21 protein-coding genes are annotated in these 24,453 nt (G+C 71.5%); 14 read left to right on the top strand and 7 right to left on the bottom strand.

Features of this window, described 5'->3' with window-relative positions:
• The first annotated feature begins 38 nt into the window (after positions 1-38).
• The 11 genes from hisI to lgt all read left to right on the top strand — a co-directional run bounded on the left by hisI (position 39) and on the right by lgt (position 8,927).
• Positions 39-419 carry a phosphoribosyl-AMP cyclohydrolase gene (hisI, locus tag ACIBKX_RS01650; protein WP_363272451.1) on the top strand — a complete coding sequence of 127 codons (381 nt, stop codon included), beginning with the start codon at positions 39-41 and terminating at the stop codon, positions 417-419.
• Positions 420-497: 78 nt separating this feature from the next.
• Positions 498-2,000: an anthranilate synthase component I gene (locus ACIBKX_RS01645; RefSeq protein ID WP_363272450.1), complete on the top strand. Its 1,503-nt coding sequence runs from the start codon at positions 498-500 to the stop codon at positions 1,998-2,000.
• Complete coding sequence (locus tag ACIBKX_RS01640) at positions 1,984-2,679, top strand: TIGR02234 family membrane protein (protein WP_399375595.1); 696 nt, start codon at positions 1,984-1,986, stop codon at positions 2,677-2,679. The genes ACIBKX_RS01645 and ACIBKX_RS01640 overlap by 17 nt, the downstream gene beginning before the upstream one ends.
• A gap of 103 nt (positions 2,680-2,782) precedes the next feature.
• Complete coding sequence (locus ACIBKX_RS01635; protein WP_363272448.1) at positions 2,783-3,019, top strand: HGxxPAAW family protein; 237 nt, start codon at positions 2,783-2,785, stop codon at positions 3,017-3,019.
• A 133-nt stretch (positions 3,020-3,152) separates the two neighbouring features.
• Positions 3,153-3,596 (top strand): DUF2752 domain-containing protein, encoded by a 444-nt coding sequence (locus ACIBKX_RS01630; protein ID WP_363272447.1) that lies wholly within the window; start codon positions 3,153-3,155, stop codon positions 3,594-3,596.
• Between the two features lie 185 nt (positions 3,597-3,781).
• Positions 3,782-4,591, top strand: coding sequence for an indole-3-glycerol phosphate synthase TrpC (trpC, locus tag ACIBKX_RS01625; protein WP_363272446.1), 810 nt, complete (start codon positions 3,782-3,784; stop codon positions 4,589-4,591).
• Positions 4,592-4,600: 9 nt separating this feature from the next.
• Positions 4,601-4,762, top strand: a complete 162-nt coding sequence (gene trpM, locus ACIBKX_RS01620; RefSeq protein ID WP_399375593.1) for a tryptophan biosynthesis modulator TrpM — start codon at positions 4,601-4,603, stop codon at positions 4,760-4,762.
• A 137-nt stretch (positions 4,763-4,899) separates the two neighbouring features.
• Positions 4,900-6,186: a tryptophan synthase subunit beta gene (gene trpB / locus ACIBKX_RS01615; protein WP_363272445.1), complete on the top strand. Its 1,287-nt coding sequence runs from the start codon at positions 4,900-4,902 to the stop codon at positions 6,184-6,186.
• Positions 6,183-6,998 (top strand): tryptophan synthase subunit alpha, encoded by an 816-nt coding sequence (gene trpA / locus ACIBKX_RS01610; protein ID WP_363272444.1) that lies wholly within the window; start codon positions 6,183-6,185, stop codon positions 6,996-6,998. Before trpB ends, trpA begins: the two co-directional genes overlap by 4 nt.
• A 63-nt stretch (positions 6,999-7,061) precedes the next feature.
• The gene (locus ACIBKX_RS01605; RefSeq protein ID WP_363272443.1) at positions 7,062-7,841 is read left to right on the top strand and encodes a thioredoxin domain-containing protein; all 780 of its coding nucleotides are present in this window, start codon (positions 7,062-7,064) and stop codon (positions 7,839-7,841) included.
• A 111-nt stretch (positions 7,842-7,952) separates the two neighbouring features.
• Positions 7,953-8,927 (top strand): prolipoprotein diacylglyceryl transferase, encoded by a 975-nt coding sequence (lgt, locus tag ACIBKX_RS01600; protein WP_363272442.1) that lies wholly within the window; start codon positions 7,953-7,955, stop codon positions 8,925-8,927.
• Between the two features lie 261 nt (positions 8,928-9,188).
• On the opposite strand, the gene ACIBKX_RS01595 is transcribed toward lgt, so the two are convergent.
• Genes ACIBKX_RS01595 through ACIBKX_RS01565 form a run of 7 tightly spaced genes read right to left on the bottom strand, consistent with a single transcriptional unit; the run spans position 9,189 to position 16,879 of the window.
• Positions 9,189-10,022 carry a CoA ester lyase gene (locus tag ACIBKX_RS01595; protein ID WP_363272441.1) on the bottom strand — a complete coding sequence of 278 codons (834 nt, stop codon included), beginning with the start codon at positions 10,020-10,022 and terminating at the stop codon, positions 9,189-9,191.
• Positions 10,019-11,242 (bottom strand): CaiB/BaiF CoA transferase family protein, encoded by a 1,224-nt coding sequence (locus ACIBKX_RS01590; protein ID WP_399375590.1) that lies wholly within the window; start codon positions 11,240-11,242, stop codon positions 10,019-10,021. The genes ACIBKX_RS01595 and ACIBKX_RS01590 overlap by 4 nt, the downstream gene beginning before the upstream one ends.
• Positions 11,239-12,144 carry a ribokinase gene (rbsK, locus tag ACIBKX_RS01585; protein WP_363272440.1) on the bottom strand — a complete coding sequence of 302 codons (906 nt, stop codon included), beginning with the start codon at positions 12,142-12,144 and terminating at the stop codon, positions 11,239-11,241. Before rbsK ends, ACIBKX_RS01590 begins: the two co-directional genes overlap by 4 nt.
• The gene (locus tag ACIBKX_RS01580; protein WP_363272439.1) at positions 12,141-13,511 is read right to left on the bottom strand and encodes an ADP-ribosylglycohydrolase family protein; all 1,371 of its coding nucleotides are present in this window, start codon (positions 13,509-13,511) and stop codon (positions 12,141-12,143) included. Before ACIBKX_RS01580 ends, rbsK begins: the two co-directional genes overlap by 4 nt.
• Positions 13,508-14,662, bottom strand: a complete 1,155-nt coding sequence (locus tag ACIBKX_RS01575; RefSeq protein ID WP_363272438.1) for an ADP-ribosylglycohydrolase family protein — start codon at positions 14,660-14,662, stop codon at positions 13,508-13,510. Before ACIBKX_RS01575 ends, ACIBKX_RS01580 begins: the two co-directional genes overlap by 4 nt.
• Positions 14,646-15,854 (bottom strand): ADP-ribosylglycohydrolase family protein, encoded by a 1,209-nt coding sequence (locus ACIBKX_RS01570; RefSeq protein WP_363272547.1) that lies wholly within the window; start codon positions 15,852-15,854, stop codon positions 14,646-14,648. The genes ACIBKX_RS01575 and ACIBKX_RS01570 overlap by 17 nt, the downstream gene beginning before the upstream one ends.
• Before the next feature lie 17 nt (positions 15,855-15,871).
• On the bottom strand, positions 15,872-16,879 hold the full coding sequence (locus tag ACIBKX_RS01565; RefSeq protein WP_363272437.1) for an ADP-ribosylglycohydrolase family protein: 1,008 nt from the start codon (positions 16,877-16,879) through the stop codon (positions 15,872-15,874).
• Between the two features lie 269 nt (positions 16,880-17,148).
• On the opposite strand from ACIBKX_RS01565, the gene ACIBKX_RS01560 reads away from it, so the two are divergent.
• From ACIBKX_RS01560 to ACIBKX_RS01550, 3 genes are all read left to right on the top strand, one after another.
• Positions 17,149-17,880 carry a VIT1/CCC1 transporter family protein gene (locus tag ACIBKX_RS01560; protein WP_363272436.1) on the top strand — a complete coding sequence of 244 codons (732 nt, stop codon included), beginning with the start codon at positions 17,149-17,151 and terminating at the stop codon, positions 17,878-17,880.
• A gap of 306 nt (positions 17,881-18,186) precedes the next feature.
• On the top strand, positions 18,187-22,764 hold the full coding sequence (gltB, locus tag ACIBKX_RS01555) for a glutamate synthase large subunit (RefSeq protein ID WP_363272435.1): 4,578 nt from the start codon (positions 18,187-18,189) through the stop codon (positions 22,762-22,764).
• The gene (locus ACIBKX_RS01550) at positions 22,757-24,217 is read left to right on the top strand and encodes a glutamate synthase subunit beta (protein ID WP_363272434.1); all 1,461 of its coding nucleotides are present in this window, start codon (positions 22,757-22,759) and stop codon (positions 24,215-24,217) included. Before gltB ends, ACIBKX_RS01550 begins: the two co-directional genes overlap by 8 nt.
• The last annotated feature ends 236 nt before the right edge of the window (positions 24,218-24,453 follow it).

The following is a 24,453-nucleotide window of genomic DNA, read 5'->3' as shown; positions in this document are numbered from 1 at the left end:
GGGCCGACCGGATCACGCCGGGACGGCACAATGGCCGTATGACCGCCACGCCCCCGCCCAGCAGCCTCGACCCCGAGATCGCCGCCCGCCTCAAGCGCGGCGCGGACGGCCTCGTCCCCGCCGTCGCCCAGCAGTACGACACCGGCGAGGTCCTGATGCTGGGCTGGATGGACGACGAGGCGCTGCACCGCACCCTCACCACGGGCCGCTGCACCTACTGGTCGCGCAGCCGCCAGGAGTACTGGGTCAAGGGCGACACGTCCGGCCACTTCCAGTACGTGAAGTCCGTGGCCCTGGACTGCGACGCGGACACCGTCCTGGTCCAGGTCGACCAGATCGGCCCCGCCTGCCACACCGGCACCCGCACCTGCTTCGACACCGACACCCTCACGGTCACCTTCACCGGCACGGAGGCCTGACCGCCCCACCGGCAGCCCGCGTTCCACGGAGTGACCGGTGACACCGGCCGCCGCCCGCGCGGCCGTAAGCTCCTCCCCATGGATCTCGAGACCTTCCGCAAGCTCGCGAGCGACCGCCGAGTGATCCCCGTCAGCCGCAGGCTCCTCGCGGACGGCGACACTCCGGTCGGCCTCTACCGCAAGCTCGCCGCCGAGCGCCCCGGCACCTTCCTCCTGGAGTCCGCGGAGAACGGCCGCTCGTGGTCTCGCTATTCGTTCGTCGGCGTCCGCAGCGCCGCCACCCTCACCACCCGCGACGGCGAGGCCCACTGGCTGGGCACCCCGCCCGTCGGCGTACCCGTCTCCGGCGACCCGCTCGACGCCCTGCGCGCCACCGTGCAGACCCTGCATACCCCGCACGACCTGGCGTCCGGCATGCCGCCCTTCACCGGCGGAATGGTCGGCTATCTCGGGTACGACATCGTGCGCCGCCTGGAGAAGATCGGCCCCGGCGAGCGGGACGACCTGCGGCTCCCCGAGCTGACCATGCTGCTCACCAGCGACCTCGCCGTACTCGACCACTGGGACGGCTCGGTCCTCCTGATCGCCAACGCGATCAACCACAACGACCTGGCCACCGGCGTCGACGAGGCCTACACCGACGCGGTCGCCCGGCTCGACGCGATGGAGGCCGACCTCTCCCGGCCCGTCGCCCAGCCCCCGGCCGCACTGCCGCCCTCCGAACTCCCGGAGTACACCGCGCTGTGGGGCGGCGCGCAGTACCAGGAGGCCGTCGAGGACATCAAGGAGCGCATCCGCGCGGGCGAGGCCTTCCAGGTCGTCCCCTCGCAGCGCTTCGAAACCCCTTGCGCGGCAAGCGCGTTGGACGTCTACCGGGTGCTGCGGGCCACCAATCCGTCGCCGTACATGTATCTCTTCCGCTTCGACGGATTCGACGTCGTCGGCTCGTCCCCCGAGGCGCTCGTCAAGGTCGAGGACGGGCGCGCCATGGTGCACCCCATCGCCGGCACCCGGCCGCGCGGCGCAACGCCGCAGGAGGACCAGGCGCTCGCCGACGAGCTGCTCGCCGACCCCAAGGAGCGCGCCGAGCACCTGATGCTCGTCGACCTGGGCCGCAACGACCTGGGCCGGGTCTGCGAGCCCGGCTCCGTCGAGGTCGTCGACTTCATGTCCATCGAGAAGTACTCGCACGTCATGCACATCGTGTCGACCGTCACCGGACAGGTCGCCGAGGGCCGCACCGCCTTCGACGTACTCACCGCCTGCTTCCCCGCGGGCACTCTCTCCGGAGCGCCCAAGCCGCGCGCGATGCAGATCATCGACGAGCTGGAGCCCTCCCGCCGCGGCCTGTACGGCGGCTGCGTCGGCTACCTCGACTTCGCGGGCGACTCGGACACCGCCATCGCGATCCGCACCGCGCTGCTGCGCGACGGAACGGCATATGTGCAGGCGGGAGCCGGGGTCGTCGCCGACTCCGACCCCGTTGCCGAGGACACCGAGTGCCGCAACAAGGCGGCCGCGGTCCTCCGCGCCGTGCACACGGCGAACCGGCTGCGGCGCACGGATGGACGTGAGGGATAGTGGAGGGGTGACTTCTGCCGTACCGACGCCCCGGCCCTCCCATGCCACAGCCGCACAGGCCGACGCCGAGCCCGAGACCCGGGCCAGGCGCGGCGGCCGGCGCAGCATCGCGGCGGCCCTGCTGCTCGGGGCCGTCGGCGCGGCCCTCGCACTGCTCGCGTCCCGCCAGGCCTGGGCCCACGGCACCGTGTCGGTGGCGGGCGGCGATCTGCCGCTGACCGCCACGGGCAGCGATGTCACGGGCGTGCCCGCGGCCCTCGCGATAGTCGGCCTGGCCGGCCTCGTCGCCGTCTTCGCGGTCCGCAGGGCCGGCCGGCTGCTCGTCTCGCTGCTGCTCGCGCTGAGCGGTGCGGGCACGGTCGCCGCGGCGCTGCTGGGCGCCGGTGACAGCGGTGCGCTCGACGAGAAGGCCGCCGAGGCCTCCGGCGACGCCGCCGCCACGATCGGTGATCTCAGCCACACCGGCTGGCCGTACGCCGCGGCCGCCGCGGGCGCCCTGATCCTGGCCGCCGGTCTGCTCGCGCTGACGTACGGCAGGTCCTGGCCCGCGATGTCCGGGCGGTACGAGCGTGACGGCGCCCCCCGCCCCCGCAAGGCGGCCCCCGCCGTGGACCCGGACCGCCCCGAGGACCTGTGGAAGGCACTCGACCGCGGCGAGGACCCGACGCGCGAGACGTGACCCCCGCGCTCACGGCTTCCCCGCGAGTACGGGACAATGGAGCAGTGAGCGTTCGACTCACCCCACGCATCACCACCACGCATACAGCAACGAGGAGCAAGTCATGGCGGGCAGCAGCCACGGACACACCCCGGCCGCCTGGACCGGTGTCATCATCGCCTTCATCGGTTTCTGCGTATCGGGTGCCTTCATGGTGATGGCGAACCCGCTCGGCTTCTGGGCCGGCATGGTCATCATCGCCGTCGGCGGCCTCGTCGGCCTCGCCATGCGCGCCGCGGGCCTGGGCCAGGCGCCCCGCCGCCAGCAGGCGAAGGCCCAGCTCGCGCACTCCGAGGGCTGAGTTCTCTCGTACGGCATGAGTTCTCCCGTACGGCCGAGTTCTCTCGTACGTACGTGAAGGAGGCGGTCCGGCAGCAGCCCGGGCCGCCTTCTTCGTGTCTCCCCGCGGGCGACGCCCGGCCCCGAAGGGCAGAATGCCTCGGGTGAACGCTGAACCCGAGAGCGCGGCACCGGCCGTCGGCCGGACCCTGCGACGGCTCGCCGTGCCCGCCGGTGTGCTCGGCGCGGTCGTGGCCGCCTTCGCGTACGTCGGGACGGTCGACCCGAACGAGCCTGGCCACTACCCGGCCTGCCCGCTGCTGCAGCTCACGGGGGTCTTCTGCCCCGGCTGCGGCGGACTGCGCAGCGCCCACGCCTTCGTCCACGGCGACCTCGGCACGGCGCTCGGCGCCAACGCCCTCGCCGTCGTCGGGTATGGCGTCTTCGCAGTGGTCTGGACCCTCTGGGCGGTGCGTGCGGCACGCGGCCGGCCGCTGCGGATCGCGTTGGGAACCGCACAGCTGTACGGGATCGGCGCGCTGATCGCGGTCTTCACCCTCGTGCGCAATCTGCCGTTCGGGGCATGGCTGCATCCCTGATGTCCGGCGAAACCCCAGGCCGCGGCGGCCTTCGGGTGTCCAGGACGTGGGACTGGTGTCAACCGGATGCGGGCCCTTCGCCCTCCTGCGGATACCATCGCAGTGACCATCGGAATGCCTGATGAGGCAGCCGAACAGCTTGAGGTTCAACAGCAGCTTCACCGTCAGGGAAGGGGGCCGCTCGCGTGAGTGTGCTCGACGAGATCATCGACGGAGTCCGTGCCGACCTCGCGGAACGGCAGGCGCGCGTCAGCCTCGACGAGCTGAAGGAGCGCGCGGCGAAGGCTCCGGCGGCGAAGGACGGCGCCGCGGCGCTGCGCGGTGACGGGGTCAAGGTCATCTGTGAGGTCAAGCGGTCCAGCCCGTCCAAGGGCGCGCTCGCCGCGATCGCCGACCCGGCGGGACTCGCCGCCGACTACGAGGCGGGCGGCGCCGCCGTCATCTCCGTGCTGACCGAGGAGCGCCGCTTCGGCGGTTCGCTCGCCGACCTGGAGGCCGTCCGGGCCAGGGTCGACATCCCGGTCCTGCGCAAGGACTTCATCGTCACCTCGTACCAGCTCTGGGAGGCCAGGGCGTACGGCGCCGACCTCGCCCTGCTGATCGTCGCCGCCCTTGAGCAGCCCGCCCTGGAGTCGCTCATCGAGCGCGCCGAGTCGATCGGCCTCACGCCGATCGTCGAGGTGCACGACGAGGACGAGGCCGAGCGGGCCGTGGACGCGGGCGCGCGGGTCATCGGCGTCAACAACCGCGACCTGAAGACCCTCAAGGTCGACCGTTCCACCTTCGAGCGCGTCGCGCCGGAGCTGCCGGACAACGTCGTCAAGATCGCCGAGTCCGGTGTGCGCGGCCCGCACGACCTGATCGCCTTCGCCAACGCGGGCGCCGACGCGGTGCTCGTGGGCGAGTCCCTGGTCACCGGCCGCGACCCGAAGTCCGCGGTCTCCGACCTGGTCGCCGCGGGCGCGCATCCCGCGCTGCGGCACGGACGGAGCTGACCCCTCCCGATGACCGCCTTCGCCCGCCTCGCACCCGGCTGCCGCCCCCGCGGCTGCCGGGCGCCCGCGCGGCGTGTGCGGGGCCGCCGGGTGCGGTACCACATCGGCGCGGAGCCGGGGCAGATCCCTGGGATGCGATGGCGGAGCGGCGCCCTGAGCGCCGCGAGCTGATAGCGCCCCTTTAGGGGCGCGGGGAACTGCGCGACAAGCCCAAGACGGGCCGCAGTCGCGAGACGAACCCCAACCAGCGACGGCGCCTGGGCGTACGCACGTCAAAAAAGCCAACGCCAGCCATAGCGAGGTTTCGCATGCCCAGCCAGTTCTTCATCCCGGACCCGGAGGGTCAAGTCCCCACCACGGAGGGGTACTTCGGCGCGTTCGGAGGCAAGTTCATCCCGGAGGCCCTCGTGGCCGCCGTCGACGAAGTCGCCGTCGAGTACGACAAGGCCAAGAACGACCCCGAGTTCGCCCGCGAGCTCGACGACCTCCTGGTCAACTACACGGGAAGGCCCAGCAGCCTCACGGAGGTGCCCCGTTTCGCCGAACACGCCGGCGGAGCCCGCATCTTCCTCAAGCGCGAGGACCTGAACCACACCGGCTCGCACAAGATCAACAACGTGCTCGGCCAGGCCCTGCTCACCAAGCGCATGGGCAAGACCCGCGTCATCGCCGAGACCGGAGCCGGCCAGCACGGCGTCGCCACGGCCACCGCCTGTGCGCTGTTCGGCCTCGAATGCACCATCTACATGGGTGAGATCGACACCCAGCGCCAGGCCCTGAACGTGGCCCGGATGCGCATGCTCGGCGCCGAGGTCATCGCCGTGAAGTCCGGCAGCCGCACCCTCAAGGACGCCATCAACGAGGCGTTCCGCGACTGGGTCGCCAACGTGGACAGGACCCACTACCTGTTCGGCACGGTCGCGGGACCGCACCCCTTCCCCGCGATGGTCCGCGACTTCCACCGGGTCATCGGCGTCGAGGCCCGCCGCCAGATCCTGGAGCGCGCCGGACGCCTGCCCGACGCCGCCGTCGCCTGCGTCGGCGGCGGCTCCAACGCCATCGGCCTCTTCCACGCCTTCATCCCGGACGGCGACGTACGCCTCATCGGCTGCGAGCCCGCCGGGCACGGCGTCGAGACGGGCGAGCACGCGGCCACGCTGACGGCGGGCGAGCCCGGCATCCTGCACGGTTCTCGTTCGTACGTCCTCCAGGACGAGGAGGGCCAGATCACCGAGCCCTACTCGATCTCCGCCGGGCTCGACTACCCCGGCATCGGCCCCGAGCACGCGTACCTGAAGGACAGCGGACGCGGCGAGTACCGCGCGTGCACCGATGACGCGGCGATGCAGGCCCTGCGCCTCCTCTCGCGTACGGAGGGCATCATTCCGGCCATCGAGTCGGCACACGCCCTCGCGGGTGCGATCGAGGTCGGCAAGGAGCTGGGCAAGGACGGGCTGATCATCGTCAACCTGTCCGGGCGCGGCGACAAGGACATGGACACGGCCGCGCGCTACTTCGGCCTGTACGACACGGACGCCGCCGTCGAGGCGGACGAGGCCGGCACCGGCGCGGAGATCGAGGGGGACGCGAAGTGAGCGGGAACATCAAGCTGTTGAGCGACACCCTGGCCGCGGCGAAGTCCGAGGGCCGGGCCGCCCTCATCGCCTACCTTCCGGCCGGGTTCCCGACCGTGGACGGCGGCATCGAAGCGGTCAAGGCCGTCTTCGACGGCGGCGCGGACGTGGTCGAGGTCGGCCTGCCGCACAGCGACCCGGTGCTCGACGGCCCCGTCATCCAGACCGCCGACGACATCGCGCTCAAGGCCGGTCTGAAGATCGCCGACGTGATGCGCACGGTCCGCGAGGCCTTCGAGGCGACCGGCAAGCCGGTGCTCGTCATGACGTACTGGAACCCGATCGACCGCTACGGGGTCGAGCGTTTCACCGCCGAGCTGGCCGAGGCGGGCGGCGCGGGCTGCATCCTGCCCGACCTGCCCGTCCAGGAGTCCGCGCTGTGGAGGGAGCACGCCGGGAAGCACGGCCTCGCGACCGTCTTCGTCGTCGCGCCCAGCAGCAAGGACGAGCGGCTCGCCACGATCACGGCGGCCGGTTCGGGCTTCGTGTACGCGGCCTCCCTCATGGGCGTCACCGGCACCCGCGAGTCCGTCGGCGAGCAGGCGCAGGAGCTGGTGCGGCGCACCAAGGCCACCACCGACCTGCCGGTCTGCGTCGGCCTCGGCGTCTCGAACGCCAAGCAGGCCGCCGAGGTGGCGGGCTTCGCCGACGGCGTGATCGTCGGCTCGGCCTTCGTGCAGCGGATGCTCGACGCACCGGACGAGGCGACGGGCCTCGCCGAGGTCCGCGCGCTCGCGGGTGATCTCGCCAAGGGTGTGCGCGGGAACGCGTAACTCGTACGGGTGGACCTGGGACCGGGGAGGCACGCTCGTGCCTCCCCGGTTCGTTGGCGGGGTGTGAGTGAGAAGAACCGTGAGGGAAAGCGCGCCGCCCGCGACCGGCTGGCGGAGGAGCGAGAGCGACAGAAGTCGCGGGACAAGCGGCGCAGGGTGCTGATCGTGAGTTCAGCCGTCGTCGGCGTGCTCGCGCTGGCCGCCGTGGCGGGAGTCCTCGCCGCCAACTCGGGCGACGACGACAAGGACACGTCGGGCCCCGTCTCCGTCCCCGAGGGCGCGACCGGAAAGGATCAGCTCGCGCTCCCGGCCGGCAAGGCCGACGCCAAGTCGACCCTCACGATCTGGGAGGACTTCCGCTGCCCCGCCTGCAAGTCCTTCGAGGACCTGTACCGCACGACGATCCATGAGCTGACCGACAAGGGCCAGCTGAAGGTCGAGTATCACCTGGCCACGCTCATCGACGGGAACATGGGCGGCAGCGGCTCCCTGCGCGCGGCCAACGCGGCGGCGTGCGCCCAGGACGCCGGAAAGTTCGTCCCGTACCACGACGTGCTCTACAAGAACCAGCCCGCGGAGGCGGACGACGCCTTCGCCAAGAACGGCAGGCTGATCGAGCTGGCGGGCGAGGTCGACGGGCTCGACACGGCCTCCTTCAAGAAGTGCGTGGAGGACGGAGAGCACGACAGCTGGGTCGCCGAGTCGAACAAGGCATTCCAGGACGCGGGCCTCGGGGGCACGCCGAGCGTGCTGCTCGACGGGAAGAACATCTTCGCGGACCAGAAGAACCCGCTGACTCCGGCGAAGCTGAAGGCGCTGGTGGAGAAGGCGAACAAGGGATAGCCGGGGAGACTCTCCGGTGGCCCGTGGCGGAGACTTCCGGCCGCCTGTTATGCAGACGTAGCCGGGCTGGTTGCCTCGGGCACCACCCGGCACGGTAGCGTCGGACCTGCCATGGACCTTGCCTTCATTCCCAGCCCGTCGCGCAGTGTGGTCGATCTCGGCCCCATTCCGCTGCGCGCGTACGCGTTCTGCATCATCATCGGCGTCTTCGTCGCCGTCTGGCTCGGCAACAAGCGGTGGATCGCTCGCGGGGGCCGCCCAGGCACCGTGGCCGACATCTCCGTGTGGGCCGTGCCGTTCGGCCTCGTCGGCGGGCGTCTCTACCACGTGATCACGGACTACCAGCTGTACTTCAGCGAGGGCCGTGACTGGGTGGACGCCTTCAAGATCTGGGAGGGCGGCCTCGGCATCTGGGGCGCGATCGCGTTCGGCGCGGTCGGCGCGTGGATCGGCTGTCGCCGGCGCGGCATCCCGCTGCCCGCCTGGGCCGACGCGCTCGCCCCCGGCATCGCCTTCGCGCAGGCGATCGGCCGCTGGGGCAACTGGTTCAACCAGGAGCTGTACGGCAAGGCCACGGATCTGCCGTGGGCGCTGAAGATCACGTCGGCGGAGGACGGGCGGGTGCCGGGCACCTACCACCCCACGTTCCTCTACGAATCCCTCTGGTGCATCGGCGTCGGTTTCCTGGTCATCTGGGCCGACCGCCGCTTCAAGCTGGGACATGGCCGGGCGTTCGCCCTGTACGTGGCGTCGTACTGCGCGGGCCGCGGCTGGATCGAGTACATGCGGGTCGACGACGCGCACCATGTCCTCGGTCTCCGGCTGAACGTGTGGACCGCCATCGGCGTGTTCGTGCTCGCCGTCGTCTACTTCGTCATCTCGGCGAAGAAGCGGCCCGGGCGCGAGGAGATCGTGGAGCCGGGTGCCGCCGAGGAGTCCTCCTCCGGCGAGGGGGAGCCGTCCGAGGGTGAGGCGAAGGCTTCGCCGGAGAAGAAGACGGACGACGACGTCAAGGACAAGGCTGAGGACAAGGCCGAGGACAAGGACGAGGCGGAGGCCGAGTCCGGCTCCGCCAAGAAGAGTTAGCCGCCTTCTCTGTACGTTGATGGGGCCGCCGGATCGCTGTGATCCGGCGGCCCCATCGCTGTTGTCACAGACTCTCCCGCGCACCCCCCGATTACCCCGCAGCGGCAGGTTGGCGGTGGGTGAGGGCGAGGTCCGTCGGGCGTCTCTCCTCCCCGCCGATGCGCGTCGTTCGGCCCGTTCGTCCTTGTCGCGGATGGTTCGCGCTCGTGCTGCGGGGTGATCGGGTGGGTGGGCGGGAGAAGAGGGCGGCCCGTTGCTGGGTCAGCGTTGGCGGTGGGCCAAGGCGAGGGTGCGTCTCGCGCCCTCCACCACCGCCGTGTCGACGAACGTGCCGTCCGGGAGGGCCAACGCGCCCGATTCCGTTGTCGCCGCCTTGAGGATCTGTTCGGCGTGGTCGACCTCCTCGGGAGTGGGGAGGCAGGAGCGTTCGATCACCGGGAGCTGGCGGGGATGGATCGCGGCGCGGCCCAGGAAGCCCAGGGCGCGGCCGTGGGCGCAGGACGCGGCGAGGCCCTCCAAGTCGCGGATGTCCGGATACACCGACTGCGCGGGCGGTGCGAGCCCCGCCGCCCGCGCGGCCACCACGACGCGGGCCCGCGCCCAGTCGAGGCCCGCGTCATCGCGTACCCCCAGATCCGCGCGGAGGTCCGCCTCGCCGAGGGACAGGCCGTGCAGGGCGGGATGCGCGGTGGCGATGGCGTACGCGTGTTCAAGGCCGACGGCGGATTCCAGCAGGGCGTGCAGTGCCGGGGCGCCGCCGCCCGCCGGGGCCGAGCGCTCCGCGACACGGACGACGTCGGCGGCCGATGTCACCTTGGGCAGCCGCAGTCCCGAGACGCCGGGCAGCCGCGCGATCGCCCGGAGGTCGGCCCCGGAGAGCGGGCCGTCCAGGGCGTTCACGCGGACGTGCACCGGGACCGGGGGAGGTTCGGAGAGCAGCTCGGCGGTGGCCGACCGCGCGTACTCCTTGCGGTCGGGCCCGACCGCGTCCTCCAGGTCGACGATGACGGCGTCGGCGCCCGCGAGCAGCGCCTTCGCGACCACTGCGGGACGATCTCCGGGGGCGTACAACCAGGTCAGTGGGGTGATCTTCACAGGGCGCCCGCCTCGCGCAGTTCGGTGATCTCCCCTTCGCTCAGGCCGAGTTCGGTCAGGACGGTGTCCGTGTCCGCGCCGTGCGGGCGGCCCGCCCAGCCGATGGAGCCGGGGGTCTCGGAGAGCCGGAAGAGGACGTTCTGCATGCGCAGCGGGCCGAGTTCCGGGTCGGGGACGGTGGTGACGGTGCCCAGCGCCTCGTACTGCGGGTCCGTCATGACGTCGCGTACATCCTGGATGGGCGCCACGGCCGCCTCCGCCTTTTCGAATGCCTCGATCACCTCCGTGCGGGTGTGGCGGGCGATCCAGCCGCCGACCGCCTCGTCGAGGACGTCCGCGTGCCGGGCCCGGTCCGCGCCCGTCGCGAACCAGGGCTCGGCGATCAGTTCGGGGCGGCCCACGAGGCGCAGGACGCGTTCCGCGATCGACTGGGCGGAGGTCGAGACGGCGACCCAGCCGCCGTCCGCGGTGCGGTAGGTGTTGCGGGGCGCGTTGTTGGTGGAGCGGTTGCCGGTGCGGGCCTGGACGTGGCCCAGCTGGTCGTACCAGAGCGGATGCGGGCCGAGGACCGTGAGGATCGGCTCGATGATCGCCATGTCCACGACCTGGCCACGGCCCGTGCGGTCGCGGGCCGCGAGCGCCGTCATCACCGCGTACGCCGTCGCGAGCCCCGCGATCGAGTCGGCGAGGCCGAAGGGCGGCAGGGTCGGCGGCCCGTCCGGCTCACCGGTGATCGCGGCGAATCCGCTCATCGCCTCGGCGAGCGTGCCGAATCCGGGACGGCGGGCGTACGGCCCGAACTGGCCGAAGCCGGTGACGCGGGTCAGGACGAGGCGGGGATTGGCCGCGCTCAGCTCCTCCCAGCCCAGGTCCCATTTCTCCAGCGTGCCGGGGCGGAAGTTCTCGACGATCACGTCGGCGGTGGCGGCCAGGCGGAGGAGGGTGGCACGGCCGCCGGGGGTCGACAGATCGAGGGTCATCGTGCGCTTGTTGCGGCCGAGCAGCTTCCACCAGAGGCCGACGCCGTCCTTCGACGGGCCGTGGCCGCGGGAGGGGTCGGGGCGCGTGGGGTGCTCGACCTTGATGACCTCGGCGCCGAAGTCGCCGAGCATCGTGGCGGCGAGCGGGCCGGCGAAGAGGGTCGCGAGGTCGAGGACGCGGAGTCCGGTGAGGGGTGGTTCGGGGTGGGGTGCGGTCATGGCGGTGGGGGATGCGGTCATGACGTCGTGCCGTTCGTCTTGTTGTCGATCTCCGATCGGTACGGCATGGACGCCGATGCCCCCGGACGCTGGACGGAGAGCGCCGCCGCCGTCGACGCCCACGCGAGCGCCTCCGGGACCGAGCCGCCCTCGGCGAGTGCCACCGCGAGGGTGCCGACGAAGGTGTCGCCCGCGCCGGTCGTGTCCACGGCGGTGACGTGCGGGGCCTCCACGAGGACCGGTTCGGCGCCGCGCGCCGCGTAGAGACTGCCGCGCGCGCCCAGGGTGACGACGACCTCGGGGACCTGGGCGAGCAGCGCCTGTGCCGCCGCGTGCGGGTCGGTGATGCCGGTGAGGGTGGCCGCCTCCAGCTCGTTCGGCACCAACAGGTCGATGGAGTCGAGGAGTTCGGGCGGCAGAGGCTGCGCCGGCGAGGGGGTGAGGACGGTGCGGACGTCGTGCCGCCGCGCGGCCTGAGCCGCGGCGAGCACTCCCTCGACGGGGATCTCCAGTTGCAGCAGCAGGGTGTCGGCCGAGGCGATCAGGCCCTCGTCGCCGGGGGCGAGCGCGTTGATCGTGCCGTTGGCGCCGGGGATGACGATGATCGCGTTGCCGCCCTCGTCGTCGACCACGATGTGCGCGGTGCCGGTGGCCGTCTCGACCGTGCGAAGGAGGTCGGTGTCGACGCCGGAGTGGTCCAGTGCGGCGCGGAGTTGGGTGCCGAAGGTGTCGGCGCCTACCGCGCCGATCAGCGACACCGCGTCGGCGCCGGCGCGGGCCGCGGCGACGGCCTGGTTGGCGCCCTTGCCGCCGGGGAGGGTGCGGAACTCCCGTCCGGTGACGGTCTCGCCGCGCTGCGGAGGTTTGGCCACGTACGCGATGAGGTCCATGTTCGTGCTGCCGAGCACGGCGATGTGGGTCATGGGTGGGGGATCTCCTGGGGTTCCTGGGCGAGTTGGGTGGTGAGGTCCGCGAGGGTGTCGAAGCCGATGCCGTCGAAACCGGTGATCGAGGTGGCGAGGCGGTTCTTCAGCGGGGCCGTCCAGTGGTCCGGGAGCGCGTCCGGGTGTCCGGCGAGCAGGCCCGCGATCGACCCTGCGGTGGCGCCGTTCGAGTCGGTGTCCCAACCGCCGGACACGGCACGGGTGATGGAGCCGGTGAAGTCGCCGTCCGCGTGGGTGAGGGCGGCGGCGAGGAGGGCGGCGTTGGGGATGACGTGGACCCAGTGGTAGTGGCCGTGGGCGGCGTGGAGTCGGTCGACCACGTCGTCGAAGTCCGTTGTGCTGCTTGCCAGTTGGATGCCGTCGCGGACGGCGTCGGACAGGCGGGAGTCCGGAGGTACGACGGTGAGGCCGGTGCGCAGGCAGTGGTGGACGTCGCCGGTGCCTGCCGCTGCCTCGGCGATGGTCGCCGCCGCGAACATCGCGCCGTACACGCCGTTGGTGGTGTGGCTGAGGGTTGCGTCTCTGCGGGCCTGCTCGGCGGCGGCCCCGGGTGCGCCCGGGTTCGTCCATCCGTGGACGTCGGCGCGGATCAGGGCGCCGATCCACTCCCGGAAGGGGTTGTGGTGGGTCGCCGTGTGCGGGGGCTCGATGCCGTTGAGGAGGTTGCGGTAGGCGATGCGTTCGGCGGTGAAGGTGCGGGCTGCGGGGAGTTCGTCCAGCCAGAGCTCTGCCACGTCCGTGGTGGTGAAGTTCTTGCCGTGGCGTTGGAGGAGACGGAGGTTGAGGAGGGGGTAGTTGAGGTCGTCGTCCTCGGGCATGCCGTCGATGTTCTCGGCGAGGGAGGTTTTTGCGGAGCGCTTGTTCCAGGGGTACGCCGCTCTGAGTTCTTTGGGGACGCCCCTTTCCGTGAACCATGTGGTGAGCGGCCAGTTGCCGGTTGCCTTGGCGAGGCCCCTGATGCCGGTGAGGGGAAGCTTTTCCACCGGCTTGCCGAGTAGGCAGCCTGCGGCTCTGCCTAGCCACGCCGCGTGGAGGCGAGCCCTAAGTACGCCCTGGGGTTGCTTCGGCGGTGGCCCGGAAGCGGGGTTGTGCAGGGTGGGGGAGTCGTGCGGAACGCCTGCCCACAACCGGGGGAGGCGGGACAGTTCTGCCAGTAGTTCCTCTGCAAGGGCCCGCAGGTGAGGGGGAGATGGTGTTGGTGAGGCGCCTGCTCGGGGTGGGGCCAAGTGGCCGCCCGCCTCCAGCCAGCGGGATTGGACGGCTGTGGTGTCCCGGCCCTCCTCCTCCGCCTGGCGGAGTTCGTGGCCGATCAGGTCCTCCGGCTGGACCCAGGTGAGGCGGATCATGTCGTTGCCGTCAGGGACTCGTATGCCGACTCGTGGGTGCGGCGGCGGTGTTGGTCCTTGGTGAAGATCTCCTGGGTGACCTCGGTCAGGGTGGTCGCCGGGGCGTGGAGGTCGAGGCGGCTCGCCTCCGCCACCGTCTTGGACCACTCGGGCGGGGCCGCGGAGCCCAGCGCGCCCGCGAGCGCGCCGCTCATCGTCGCGATGGAGTCGCAGTCGCGGCCGTAGTTGACCGAGCCGAGGACCGTGCGGCGGTAGTCGCCCTCGCCGACCAGGAGCATGCCGAGGGCGATCGGGAGTTCCTCGATGGAGTGCAGCCGGGAGGGGCGGCGGGCGCCGAGGGACGGGTTGCGGTAGTCGGGGCCGACCGTGTCGAACGGGGCGACCGCGGAGCGCAGGGGGGCCAGGGCCGACTCGAAGTCCCGGTGGCGGGCGGCCACTTCGGCCACCGCCTCGATCGCGGCGCGGGTGCCGTCCTTGGCGAGGGAGAGGGCCGTGTCGACCACGGAGGCCGGTGTGGCGCCGGGGGTGCACGCCGCGGCGACGGCCGCCGCGAAGACTCCGGCGGCCTCCCTGCCGTACGAGGACTGGTGCGCGCCCGCGATGTCGAGGGCCTCGCGGTACGCACCGTACGGATGGGCCGCATTGACCAGACCGACAGGGGCCATGTACATAGCCGCGCCGCAGTTCACGATGTTCCCGGTGCCGGCCTCGCGCGGGTCGACGTGGCCGTAGTGGATGCGGGCGACGAGCCACTTCTCGGCGAGGAAGATCCGCTGGAGGGGGAGGGCTTCGGCCTCCAGCTCGGGGATCCAGCGGGGGTTCGTCATCAGGTCGGGGACCAGGTGGTCGGCGACGGAGTAGGCGTCCAGGTGGCCGCGGACGGCGGCGTACACGCGGATGAGGGCGTGCGTCAGCAAGGTGTCGTCGGTGACGTGGCCGTCGCCCTTGTGGTACGGCGCGATGGGGCGGGCCGTGCGCCAGCGGTCGGCGTTCCAGGGGCCGACGATGCCGTGTACGCGGCCGCTGTGCCGTTCGACGATCTGCTCGGGGGAGTAGCCCTCGACGGGGCCGCCGAGGGCGTCGCCGACCGCTGCTCCGACCAGGCTCGCGGTGATGCGTTCGGGGAGGCCAGGTTCACTTCGTGGCGTCATGTCGGGATTGTCCTCCCGGGGTGGCCGGTTCCGTGGCTGCCAGGTGCCCGGCGAGTTCCATCAGGTCGGTGCCCGCGAGGCGGGGGAGCGCGCAGCCGGAGAGGGTGCGGCAGGCGTCGATCCAGGCTTCGGGGACGGCGGCGGCCGTGCCGAGCGCGCCGGTCAGGGCGCCGGCGAGGGCGGGGGCGGAGTCCGCGACGCGGGACAGGCAGGCGGCGGCGGGCACGGCGTCGCGGACCCGGCCGCGGGCCGCGGTGGTCAGGGCGAGGGCGACGGGGACCGTCTCGGCGGCGGCGATGCCGTAGCTGTAGACGTGGTCGACGATCTGGTGCTCCAGGAGGGGGACGAGGCCGAAGGCGCCGTCCTGGGGCGGCTGGGTGCGGGCGAGTTTGACGGCGTGCCAGGCGTTGCGGCCGATCTCGGTGTGTTCGGGGAGCTGTTCCAGGGCGGCGTCCACGGTGGCGTCGACGTCCGCGCCGCCGAGTGCCGCCGCGATCGCCGCGGCCATCGCGCGGGCGCCGTGCACTCCGTCGCCGTCCTGGGTGTAGCGGGCGTCGAACTCGGCCAGGGCGGCGGCCTGTCCGGGGTCGCCGGGGTGGACGAGGGCGAGGACGCAGGCGCGTACGCAGGCGGCGTCGTCGAAGAAGTGGGGGTTGTCGTGGCCGGTGGCGGGTGGGCGGAGGCCTGCGGCGAGGTTGCCGAGGCCGGCGCGTACGGAGATGCGGGCGCGGAGGGGGAGTACGGCGGATTCGACCTCGGGGGCGCGGGCCGCTGCGGCGGCGATTTCCGCGGCGAGGGTGGACCATGCCAGGTCCAGGGCGGCGCGGACCCGGCGGTCCGCGGGCAGGCTGGGGTCGAGCGTCCCGTCCGCCGCGCGGAGCAGTGATTCGGCGGTGAAGGCCGCCCACTCGGCGTCGTCCGATGGGCCGAGCCGGAGGGGCTCGGGGGGCTGGTTCAGGGCGATGGGTACGGGGAGGGTGGTGGTCGCGTTCTGCTCGGCGAAGGTGTCGAGTTCACGGGTGAGTCTCCGTGTCCACTCGGGCATGCGGGCTGCGCGGTGCTTGGCCGCGGGCCAGCCGGCGGCGTCGCCTGCCGCGAGGCCGAGGAGGAGCCCCTCGATGTGCCTGACGTCTGCCCCGCCGCCGCTCTTCTCGGCACCCGGCGCTGAGGGCACAGCGGGGGCGGCGGCCATTGCGGGCTTGTCCGGGGTCACCACGTCTCCCCCTCCGGAGTGAGAAGCTCCGCCACGTCCAGCACGTGATGCCCCCGCATGGAAGGCAGGCAACTGCCACGCGCAGCGGCAATCGCCGCCCCCCACGGCAAGGGAATCGCCGAAACCCCGCAGGACGCTCCGGCCAACGCTCCCGCCACCGCCGCAGTCGTATCCGCGTCCCGCCCCATGTTGACCGCGGTCAGCACCGAGCCCCGGAAGCGGCCCGCCGCCGAGGCGTACGCGCCGAAGGCCAGGCCCACCGCCTCGGGGGCGAGGTCCGTCCAGGGGTAGCCCCCGATCACCACCGCGGAGCGCACCGCACGCTCGCCCCGGTGGGCCACCGTCACCGCCCGCCGCAGCGACCGTGCCGTCCAGCAGTCCTCCGGGATGACGGACAGCGCGGCGGCCACCACCGCGGGCACGCCCGCCCCGCCCATCGCGGCGGCGACCCCCGCCGCCACCGCCTGCCCGCCGTAGATCCCCTCCCCGTCATGGCTGACCGAGCCGTCGATCGCGACGAGGCGGGCCGCCTCGGCGGGGCGGCCCGCGGCGAAGACCCCGAACGGCGCGGCCCGCATCGCGAGGCCGTCGCTCCAGGCGTGCCGGTGCTGGGCGGAGATCGGGGCGGCGAGACCCCGGCGCAGGTTCTCCAGCGTGCCCCGCTCGCTGAACCCCGCACCCCGGAACGGCCCCTCGTCCAGATCCGCGATCCACTCGTGCCAGGCCGCCTCGACATGCGCGACGGTCAGTGCCGAGCCGTGCCGCGCCAGCAGCAGGCCCGAGAAGATCGCGTACTCCGTGTCGTCCGTGCCCGCCGGATGTTCGGCGACGTATCCGGTGATACGGCCCCAACGGGCCCTGATCTCGGACGGTTTCATGTTCTCCGCGGGTGCGCCGAGCGCATCGCCGACCGCGAGGCCGAGCAGCGCGCCGCGCGCCCGTTCGCGGAGGTCGCCGGTGTCGCCGGGCGTCGGGACCGAGGGAACGCATGCGATGGATGCCATGCCGTGCCTCCCTGTAGCGCAGGTGGAGCGAGATGGAGCGCGGTGGAGCGCGTACCGCTGGATGCGGTGCTTGGTTGCATCCATGCCACGCAAATCCGCTCACACGAGCATCCGGCAGCTCAGATCACTCCTTCGCCCGCCCCTCAGACCTCATCGCCGCCGCCTCCCCGAACCCGCGTTTCCGCAGGTAAGTAAGCCTTTCCTTGCTGGCGGCGGCATTTTTTTCGGCGTACTTTAGACAGCGTCCAAGCATTGAGGGGATCCATACTGTGGCGATCATCGAGACCGAAGCGACCCTGCACGAGGCGCACCGCGACAACCACACCCACCGCGACGTGAACGGTGGCTGGCTGCGCCCCGCGGTCTTCGGTGCGATGGACGGACTCGTGTCCAATCTGGCCCTGATGACCGGCGTCGCCGGCGGAGCCGTCTCGCAGCAGACGATCGTCGTCACGGGTCTGGTCGGCCTCGCCGCCGGAGCCTTCTCCATGGCCGCAGGTGAGTACACCTCCGTCGCCTCGCAGCGCGAGCTCGTCGAGGCGGAACTGGACGTGGAGCGCCGGGAGTTGCTGGGGCACCCGGCGGACGAGGAGAAGGAGCTCGCCGAGCTGTACGCGTCGCGCGGCGTCGAGCCGGGCCTCGCCCGCGAGGTCGCGAGGCAGCTTTCCAGGGACCCCGAGCAGGCCCTGGAGATCCACGCCCGCGAGGAACTCGGCATCGACCCCGGCGATCTGCCCTCCCCGCTGGTCGCCGCGGTCTCCTCCTTCGGTGCCTTCGCGCTCGGCGCCCTGCTGCCCGTGCTGCCCTATCTGCTCGGCGCGGCCTCGCTCTGGCCGGCCGTGCTCCTGGCGCTGATCGGCCTCTTCGCCTGCGGCGCGATAGTGGCGAAGGTGACCGCGCGGAGCTGGTGGTTCAGCGGTCTGCGGCAGCTCGCGCTGGGCGGTGCGGCGGCGGGTGTGACGTACGCCCTGGGCAGCTTGTTCGGTACCGCCGTAGGATGAGCCGATGCAGTCCTATGCGGGGTCCTGCATAAGTAGCCGTTACTCGGCGGTTTCGATTCCTTAACCACCGGGCATGAGCCGTAAGCGCTGCGGGCAATGAGGCCTGTGTCGCGCTGGGCCGTCGGTCACGGATCTGTCCGCTCAGGTCCCTTCCCTGCCGCTCTCCACACTCCCGAGCGGTGTCCACATGGTGGAATGCGCTATCCACTTTCCGAGAAGCGCTCCATCATGTAACCTGCACGAAATTTTGCCAGGGCCAACGTCGTCCCTCGCTCTGCATATGCCACGACGACGACGGGAGAGCCAATGCGTACGCACGCCTGGTCGCCCATGGATGGTCGCCCCGCCCCCCAGGGCATGTACGACCCCCGTAACGAACGCGATGCCTGTGGCGTCGGGTTCGTGGCCACCCTCACCGGTGTTGCCAGCCATGAGCTGGTCGAACAGGCGCTGACCGTACTGCGCAATCTCGAGCACCGCGGCGCCACCGGCTCCGAGCCGGACTCCGGCGACGGTGCGGGCATCCTGCTGCAGGTGCCGGACGCGTTCCTGCGCGAGGCCGCCGCGTTCGCGCTCCCCGAGGCCGGTGCGTACGCCGTCGGCATCGCTTTCCTGCCGGTCGACACCGCGGACGCCACGGACGCCGCCGTCTCACAGATCGAGACGATCGCCTCCGAGGAGGGCCTGACCGTCCTCGGCTGGCGCGATGTCCCCGTCGCCCCCGAGCTGCTCGGCGCCAGCGCCCGCTCGACGATGCCGGTCTTCCGGCAGATCTTCGTCGCCGACGGCGAGTCCACGGACCTCGCCCTCGACCGCAAGGCGTTCGTGCTGCGCAAGCGCGCCGAGCGCGAGGCCGGGACGTACTTCCCCTCGCTCTCCGCCCGTACGATCGTCTACAAGGGCATGCTGACCACCGGCCAGCTGGAGCCCTTCTTCCCGGACCTGTCCGACCGCCGTTTCGCCTCGGCCGTCGCGCTCGTCCACTCGCGCTTCTCGACGAACACGTTCCCGAGCTGGCCGCTCGCCCACCCGTACCGCTTCGTCGCGCACAACGGCGAGATCAACACGGTCAAGGGCAACCGGAACTGGATGCGGGCGCGTGAGGCGCAGCTCGCCTCGGACCTCTTCGGTACCGAGAAGCTCGACCGGATCTTCCCGATCTGTACGCCGGACGCCTCCGACTCGGCGTCCTTCGACGAGGTGCTCGAACTGCTCCACCTCGGCGGGCGTTCGCTGCCGCACTCCGTCCTGATGATGATCCCCGAGGCGTGGGAGAACCACGGCTCGATGGACCCGGCCCGGCGCGCCTTCTACCAGTACCACTCCACGATGATGGAGCCCTGGGACGGCCCGGCCTGCGTCACCTTCACCGACGGCACCCAGGTCGGCGCCGTACTCGACCGCAACGGTCTGCGCCCCGGCCGCTACTGGGTCACCGACGACGGACTCGTCGTGCTCGGCTCCGAGGTCGGCGTCCTGGACATCGACCCCGCGAAGGTCGTCCGCAAGGGCCGCCTCCAGCCCGGCAAGATGTTCCTGGTCGACACGGCCGAGCACCGCATCGTCGAGGACGACGAGATCAAGGCCGCCCTCGCCGCCGAGGCCCCGTACGAGGAGTGGCTGGAGGCCGGCGAGATCGAGCTGTCCGACCTGCCCGAGCGCGAGCACATCGTGCACACGCACGCCTCCGTCACGCGCCGCCAGCAGACCTTCGGCTACACCGAGGAAGAGCTGCGCGTCATCCTCGCGCCGATGGCCAAGACCGGCGGCGAGCCGCTCGGCTCGATGGGCACCGACACCCCGATCGCCGCGCTCTCCGAGCGCCCCCGGCTGATCTTCGACTACTTCACGCAGCTGTTCGCGCAGGTCACCAACCCGCCCCTTGACGCCATCCGTGAAGAGCTCGTCACGTCGCTGCACTCCTCGCTGGGCCCGCAGGGCAACCTCCTGGAGCCGACCGCCGCGACCTGCCGCAGCGTCACGCTGCCCTTCCCGGTGATCGACAACGACGAGCTGGCCAAGCTCATCCACATCAACGCCGACGGCGACATGCCCGGCATGAAGGCCGCGACGCTCTCCGGCCTCTACCGCGTCGGCGGTGGCGGCGACGCGCTCGCCGCCCGCATCGACGAGATCTGCTCCGAGGCCGACGCCGCCATCGAGGCCGGCGCCCGCCTCATCGTGCTCTCCGACCGGCACTCCGACGCCGAGCACGCGCCGATCCCGTCGCTGCTGCTCACCGCGGCCGTCCACCACCACCTCATCCGCACCAAGCAGCGCACCGAGGTGGGCCTGCTCGTGGAGGCGGGCGACGTGCGCGAGGTCCACCACGTGGCCCTCCTCATCGGCTACGGCGCCGCCGCGGTCAACCCGTACCTGGCGATGGAGTCCGTCGAGGACCTGGTCCGCGCGGGCACCTTCCTGCACGCCGATGAGAACGGCGAGGCCGAGACGGCCATCCGGAACCTGATCTACGCGCTCGGCAAGGGCGTCCTGAAGGTCATGTCCAAGATGGGCATCTCGACCGTCGCCTCCTACCGCGGCGCCCAGGTCTTCGAGGCCGTCGGCCTCGAAGAGGCCTTCGTGGAGCGCTACTTCAGCGGTACGACGACGAAGATCGGCGGCGCCGGTCTCGACGTCGTCGCCAAGGAGGTCGCCGCCCGGCACGCCAAGGCGTACCCGGCGTCCGGCGTGCCCTCGGCGCACCGTGCGCTTGACATAGGCGGTGAGTACCAGTGGCGCCGCGAGGGCGAGCCGCACCTCTTCGACCCGGAGACGGTCTTCCGCCTGCAGCACTCCACGCGCAACCGCCGCTACGACATCTTCAAGAAGTACACGGACCGCGTGAACGAGCAGTCCGAGCGCCTGATGACGCTGCGCGGCCTGTTCAACCTGAAGGCGGACCGCCCGTCCATCTCCATCGACGAGGTCGAGCCCGCCTCCGAGATCGTCAAGCGGTTCTCGACCGGCGCCATGTCGTACGGCTCGATCTCCCGCGAGGCGCACGAGACCCTCGCCATCGCCATGAACCAGCTGGGCGGCAAGTCCAACACCGGTGAGGGCGGCGAGGACCCGGACCGTCTGTACGACCCGGCGCGCCGTTCGTCGATCAAGCAGGTCGCGTCCGGCCGCTTCGGCGTGACGAGCGAGTACCTCGTCAACGCGGACGACATCCAGATCAAGATGGCCCAGGGCGCCAAGCCCGGCGAGGGCGGCCAGCTGCCCGGCCACAAGGTGTACCCCTGGGTCGCCAAGACCCGGCACAGCACCCCCGGCGTGGGCCTGATCTCCCCGCCGCCGCACCACGACATCTACTCCATCGAGGACCTGGCCCAGCTGATCCACGACCTGAAGAACGCGAACCCGCAGGCGCGGATTCACGTGAAGCTGGTCTCGGAGGTCGGTGTCGGCACGGTCGCCGCGGGTGTGTCGAAGGCGCACGCGGACGTCGTGCTCATCTCCGGCCACGACGGTGGCACGGGCGCGTCGCCGCTGACCTCGCTCAAGCACGCGGGCGGTCCCTGGGAGCTCGGCCTCGCCGAGACCCAGCAGACGCTGCTGCTCAACGGCCTGCGCGACCGCATCGTCGTACAGACCGACGGCCAGCTGAAGACCGGCCGTGACGTCGTCATCGCCGCGCTGCTCGGCGCCGAGGAGTTCGGTTTCGCGACCGCGCCGCTCGTCGTCTCCGGCTGCGTCATGATGCGCGTCTGCCACCTGGACACCTGCCCGGTCGGCATCGCCACGCAGAACCCGGCGCTGCGCGAGCGGTTCTCCGGCAAGGCCGAGTACGTCGTCAACTTCTTCGAGTTCATCGCCGAAGAGGTCCGCGAGATCCTCGCCGAGCTGGGCTTCCGCACCATCGAGGAGGCCGTCGGTCACGCCGAACTCCTCGACACCGAGCGGGCCGTGAACCACTGGAAGGCGCAGGGCCTCGACCTGGAGCCGCTCTTCCACGTGCCCGCGCTGCCCGAGGGCGCCGTACGCCACCAGATCACGGTCCAGGACCACGGTCTGGAGAAGGCGCTCGACAACGAGCTGATCAAGCTCTCCGCGGATGCCCTCGCGGCTTCGAGCGCGACGGACGCACAGCCGGTCCGCGCTCAGGTCGCCATCCGCAACATCAACCGCACGGTCGGCACCATGCTCGGCCACGAGGTGACGAAGAAGTTCGGTGGCGCGGGTCTGCCCGACGACACCATCGACATCACCTTCACGGGTTCGGCGGGCCAGTCGTTCGGCGCGTTCGTGCCGCGCGGTGTGACCCTCCGCCTCGAAGGCGACGCCAACGACTACGTAGGCAAGGGCCTGTCCGGCGGCCGCATCGTGGTCCGCCCGGACCGCGGCGCCGACCACCTCGCCGAGTACTCGACGATCGCGGGCAACACCATCGCGTACGGCGCGACGGGCGGCGAACTGTTCCTGCGGGGCCGCACCGGCGAGCGCTTCTGCGTCCGCAACTCCGGCGCGACGGTGGTGTCCGAGGGCGTGGGCGACCACGGCTGCGAGTACATGACCGGCGGTCACGCGGTGGTCCTCGGCGAGACGGGCCGCAACTTCGCGGCCGGTATGTCGGGCGGTGTCGCGTACGTCATCGACCTGGACCGGGACAACGTCAACTCCGGGAACCTGGGCGCCGTCGAGGCCCTGGACGACTCCGACAAGCAGTGGCTGCACGACGTCGTGCGCCGCCACGCGGAGGAGACCGGCTCGACCGTCGCCGAGAAGCTGCTCGCCGAGTGGTCCGTCTCCGTGGAGCGCTTCAGCAAGATCATCCCCAGCACGTACAAGGCAGTGCTCGCCGCCAAGGACGCCGCCGAGCGAGCCGGTCTCTCCGAGACCGAGATCACCGAGAAGATGATGGAGGCGGCGACCAATGGCTGATCCCAAGGGCTTTCTGAACCATGGCCGCGAGGTCGCGCAGACCCGCCCGGTCGGCGAGCGCGTCCGGGACTGGAACGAGGTCTACGTTCCCGGCTCCCTTCTCCCGATCATCTCCAAGCAGGCCTCGCGCTGCATGGACTGCGGCATCCCGTTCTGCCACAACGGCTGTCCGCTGGGGAACCTGATCCCGGAGTGGAACGACTACGCGTACCGCGAGGACTGGCAGGCGGCCTCCGAGCGCCTGCACGCCACGAACAACTTCCCGGAGTTCACGGGCCGCCTGTGCCCCGCTCCCTGTGAGTCGGCGTGTGTGCTCGGCATCAACCAGCCGGCCGTCACCATCAAGAACGTCGAAGTCTCGATCATCGACAAGGCGTGGGACACGGGCGACGTCGCCCCGCAGGCCCCGGAGCGGCTGAGCGGCAAGACCGTCGCGGTCATCGGATCCGGCCCCGCCGGTCTGGCCGCCGCCCAGCAGCTGACCCGTGCCGGACACACGGTCGCGGTGTACGAGCGCGCCGACCGCATCGGCGGCCTGCTGCGCTACGGCATCCCCGAGTTCAAGATGGAGAAGCGGCACATCAACCGCCGTATCGAGCAGATGCGCGCGGAGGGCACCAAGTTCCGTACGGGCGTGGAGATCGGCCGCGACATCGACGCGGCGAAGCTGCGCAAGCGGTACGACGCGGTGGTCATCGCGGCGGGCGCCACGACGGCCCGCGGTCTCCCGGTCCCCGGCCGTGAGCTCAAGGGCGTCTACCAGGCGATGGAATACCTGCCCCTGGCCAACAAGGTCCAGGAGGGCGACTACGTCACCACGCCCGTCTCCGCCGAGGGCAAGCACGTCGTCGTGATCGGCGGCGGAGACACCGGCGCGGACTGCGTGGGCACGGCCCACCGCCAGGGCGCGGCCTCGGTCACGCAGCTGGAGATCATGCCCCGTCCGGGCGAGGACCGTCCGGCGAACATGCCGTGGCCGACCTTCCCCATGCTCTACAAGGTCACCTCGGCGCACGAGGAGGGCGGCGAGCGGGTCTACTCCGTCTCGACCACCCACTTCGAGGGCGACGAGGACGGGAACGTGCAGTTCCTGCACCTCATCGAGGTCGAGTTCATTGACGGCAAGCTGACCCAGAAGCCGGGCACGGAGCGCAAGATCCCCGCCCAGCTGGTCACCCTCGCCATGGGCTTCACGGGCACGGACCGCGAGAACGGCCTGGTGGACCAGTTCGCCCTGGACCTCGACGAGCGCGGCAACGTCGCCCGCGACGCCGAGTTCCAGACGAACGTCCCCGGCGTCTTCGTCGCCGGTGACGCGGGCCGCGGCCAGTCCCTGATCGTCTGGGCGATCGCCGAGGGCCGCTCGGCGGCGCGCGGCGTCGACCGCTTCCTCACCGGCGCCAGCGACCTCCCGTCCCCGATCCGCCCCACGGACCGTTCCCTGATGGTCTGACCTGTACGGTTGTTTCCGTACGGTTGATTCCGTACACCCCTCATACGTCCCGTACAACGGCGTACGGAACTGAGCGACGCCCGCCTCGTCCCCGACCGGACCTGGGCGGGCGTCGTGGCGTTTCGGGGCCGTGCGGCGGGTGCGACATGTGCAACGCGCATTGCTTGCAACGCAAATCACGTTTCGGCCCCGCTTAGCCGAATGGGTCTAGACCGCCCCCTGCCCCTGTGACCACA

Origin of the sequence: Streptomyces sp. NPDC050658 (assembly GCF_044457025.1) — a bacterium.
Lineage (GTDB): Bacteria > Actinomycetota > Actinomycetes > Streptomycetales > Streptomycetaceae > Streptomyces.
The sequence above is the reverse complement of the archived record's forward strand: the minus strand, read 5'-3'. Positions and strand labels throughout refer to the sequence as shown.

What these genes read in the sequence shown, in the direction of transcription:
- ACIBKX_RS01645 (WP_363272450.1), top strand. Translation starts at nt 498, where the DNA reads ATGGATCTCGAGACCTTCCGCAAGCTCGCGAGCGACCGCCGAGTGATC.
- ACIBKX_RS01580 (WP_363272439.1), bottom strand. Translation starts at nt 13,511, where the DNA reads ATGATCCGCCTCACCTGGGTCCAGCCGGAGGACCTGATCGGCCACGAA.
- ACIBKX_RS01640 (WP_399375595.1), top strand. Translation starts at nt 1,984, where the DNA reads ATGGACGTGAGGGATAGTGGAGGGGTGACTTCTGCCGTACCGACGCCC.
- hisI (WP_363272451.1), top strand. Translation starts at nt 39, where the DNA reads ATGACCGCCACGCCCCCGCCCAGCAGCCTCGACCCCGAGATCGCCGCC.
- ACIBKX_RS01630 (WP_363272447.1), top strand. Translation starts at nt 3,153, where the DNA reads ATGCCTCGGGTGAACGCTGAACCCGAGAGCGCGGCACCGGCCGTCGGC.
- ACIBKX_RS01575 (WP_363272438.1), bottom strand. Translation starts at nt 14,662, where the DNA reads ATGACGCCACGAAGTGAACCTGGCCTCCCCGAACGCATCACCGCGAGC.
- rbsK (WP_363272440.1), bottom strand. Translation starts at nt 12,144, where the DNA reads ATGACCCACATCGCCGTGCTCGGCAGCACGAACATGGACCTCATCGCG.
- trpM (WP_399375593.1), top strand. Translation starts at nt 4,601, where the DNA reads ATGACCGCCTTCGCCCGCCTCGCACCCGGCTGCCGCCCCCGCGGCTGC.
- ACIBKX_RS01565 (WP_363272437.1), bottom strand. Translation starts at nt 16,879, where the DNA reads ATGGCATCCATCGCATGCGTTCCCTCGGTCCCGACGCCCGGCGACACC.
- ACIBKX_RS01635 (WP_363272448.1), top strand. Translation starts at nt 2,783, where the DNA reads ATGGCGGGCAGCAGCCACGGACACACCCCGGCCGCCTGGACCGGTGTC.
- ACIBKX_RS01590 (WP_399375590.1), bottom strand. Translation starts at nt 11,242, where the DNA reads ATGACCGCATCCCCCACCGCCATGACCGCACCCCACCCCGAACCACCC.
- ACIBKX_RS01550 (WP_363272434.1), top strand. Translation starts at nt 22,757, where the DNA reads ATGGCTGATCCCAAGGGCTTTCTGAACCATGGCCGCGAGGTCGCGCAG.
- gltB (WP_363272435.1), top strand. Translation starts at nt 18,187, where the DNA reads ATGCGTACGCACGCCTGGTCGCCCATGGATGGTCGCCCCGCCCCCCAG.
- ACIBKX_RS01570 (WP_363272547.1), bottom strand. Translation starts at nt 15,854, where the DNA reads ATGGCCGCCGCCCCCGCTGTGCCCTCAGCGCCGGGTGCCGAGAAGAGC.
- trpB (WP_363272445.1), top strand. Translation starts at nt 4,900, where the DNA reads ATGCCCAGCCAGTTCTTCATCCCGGACCCGGAGGGTCAAGTCCCCACC.
- lgt (WP_363272442.1), top strand. Translation starts at nt 7,953, where the DNA reads ATGGACCTTGCCTTCATTCCCAGCCCGTCGCGCAGTGTGGTCGATCTC.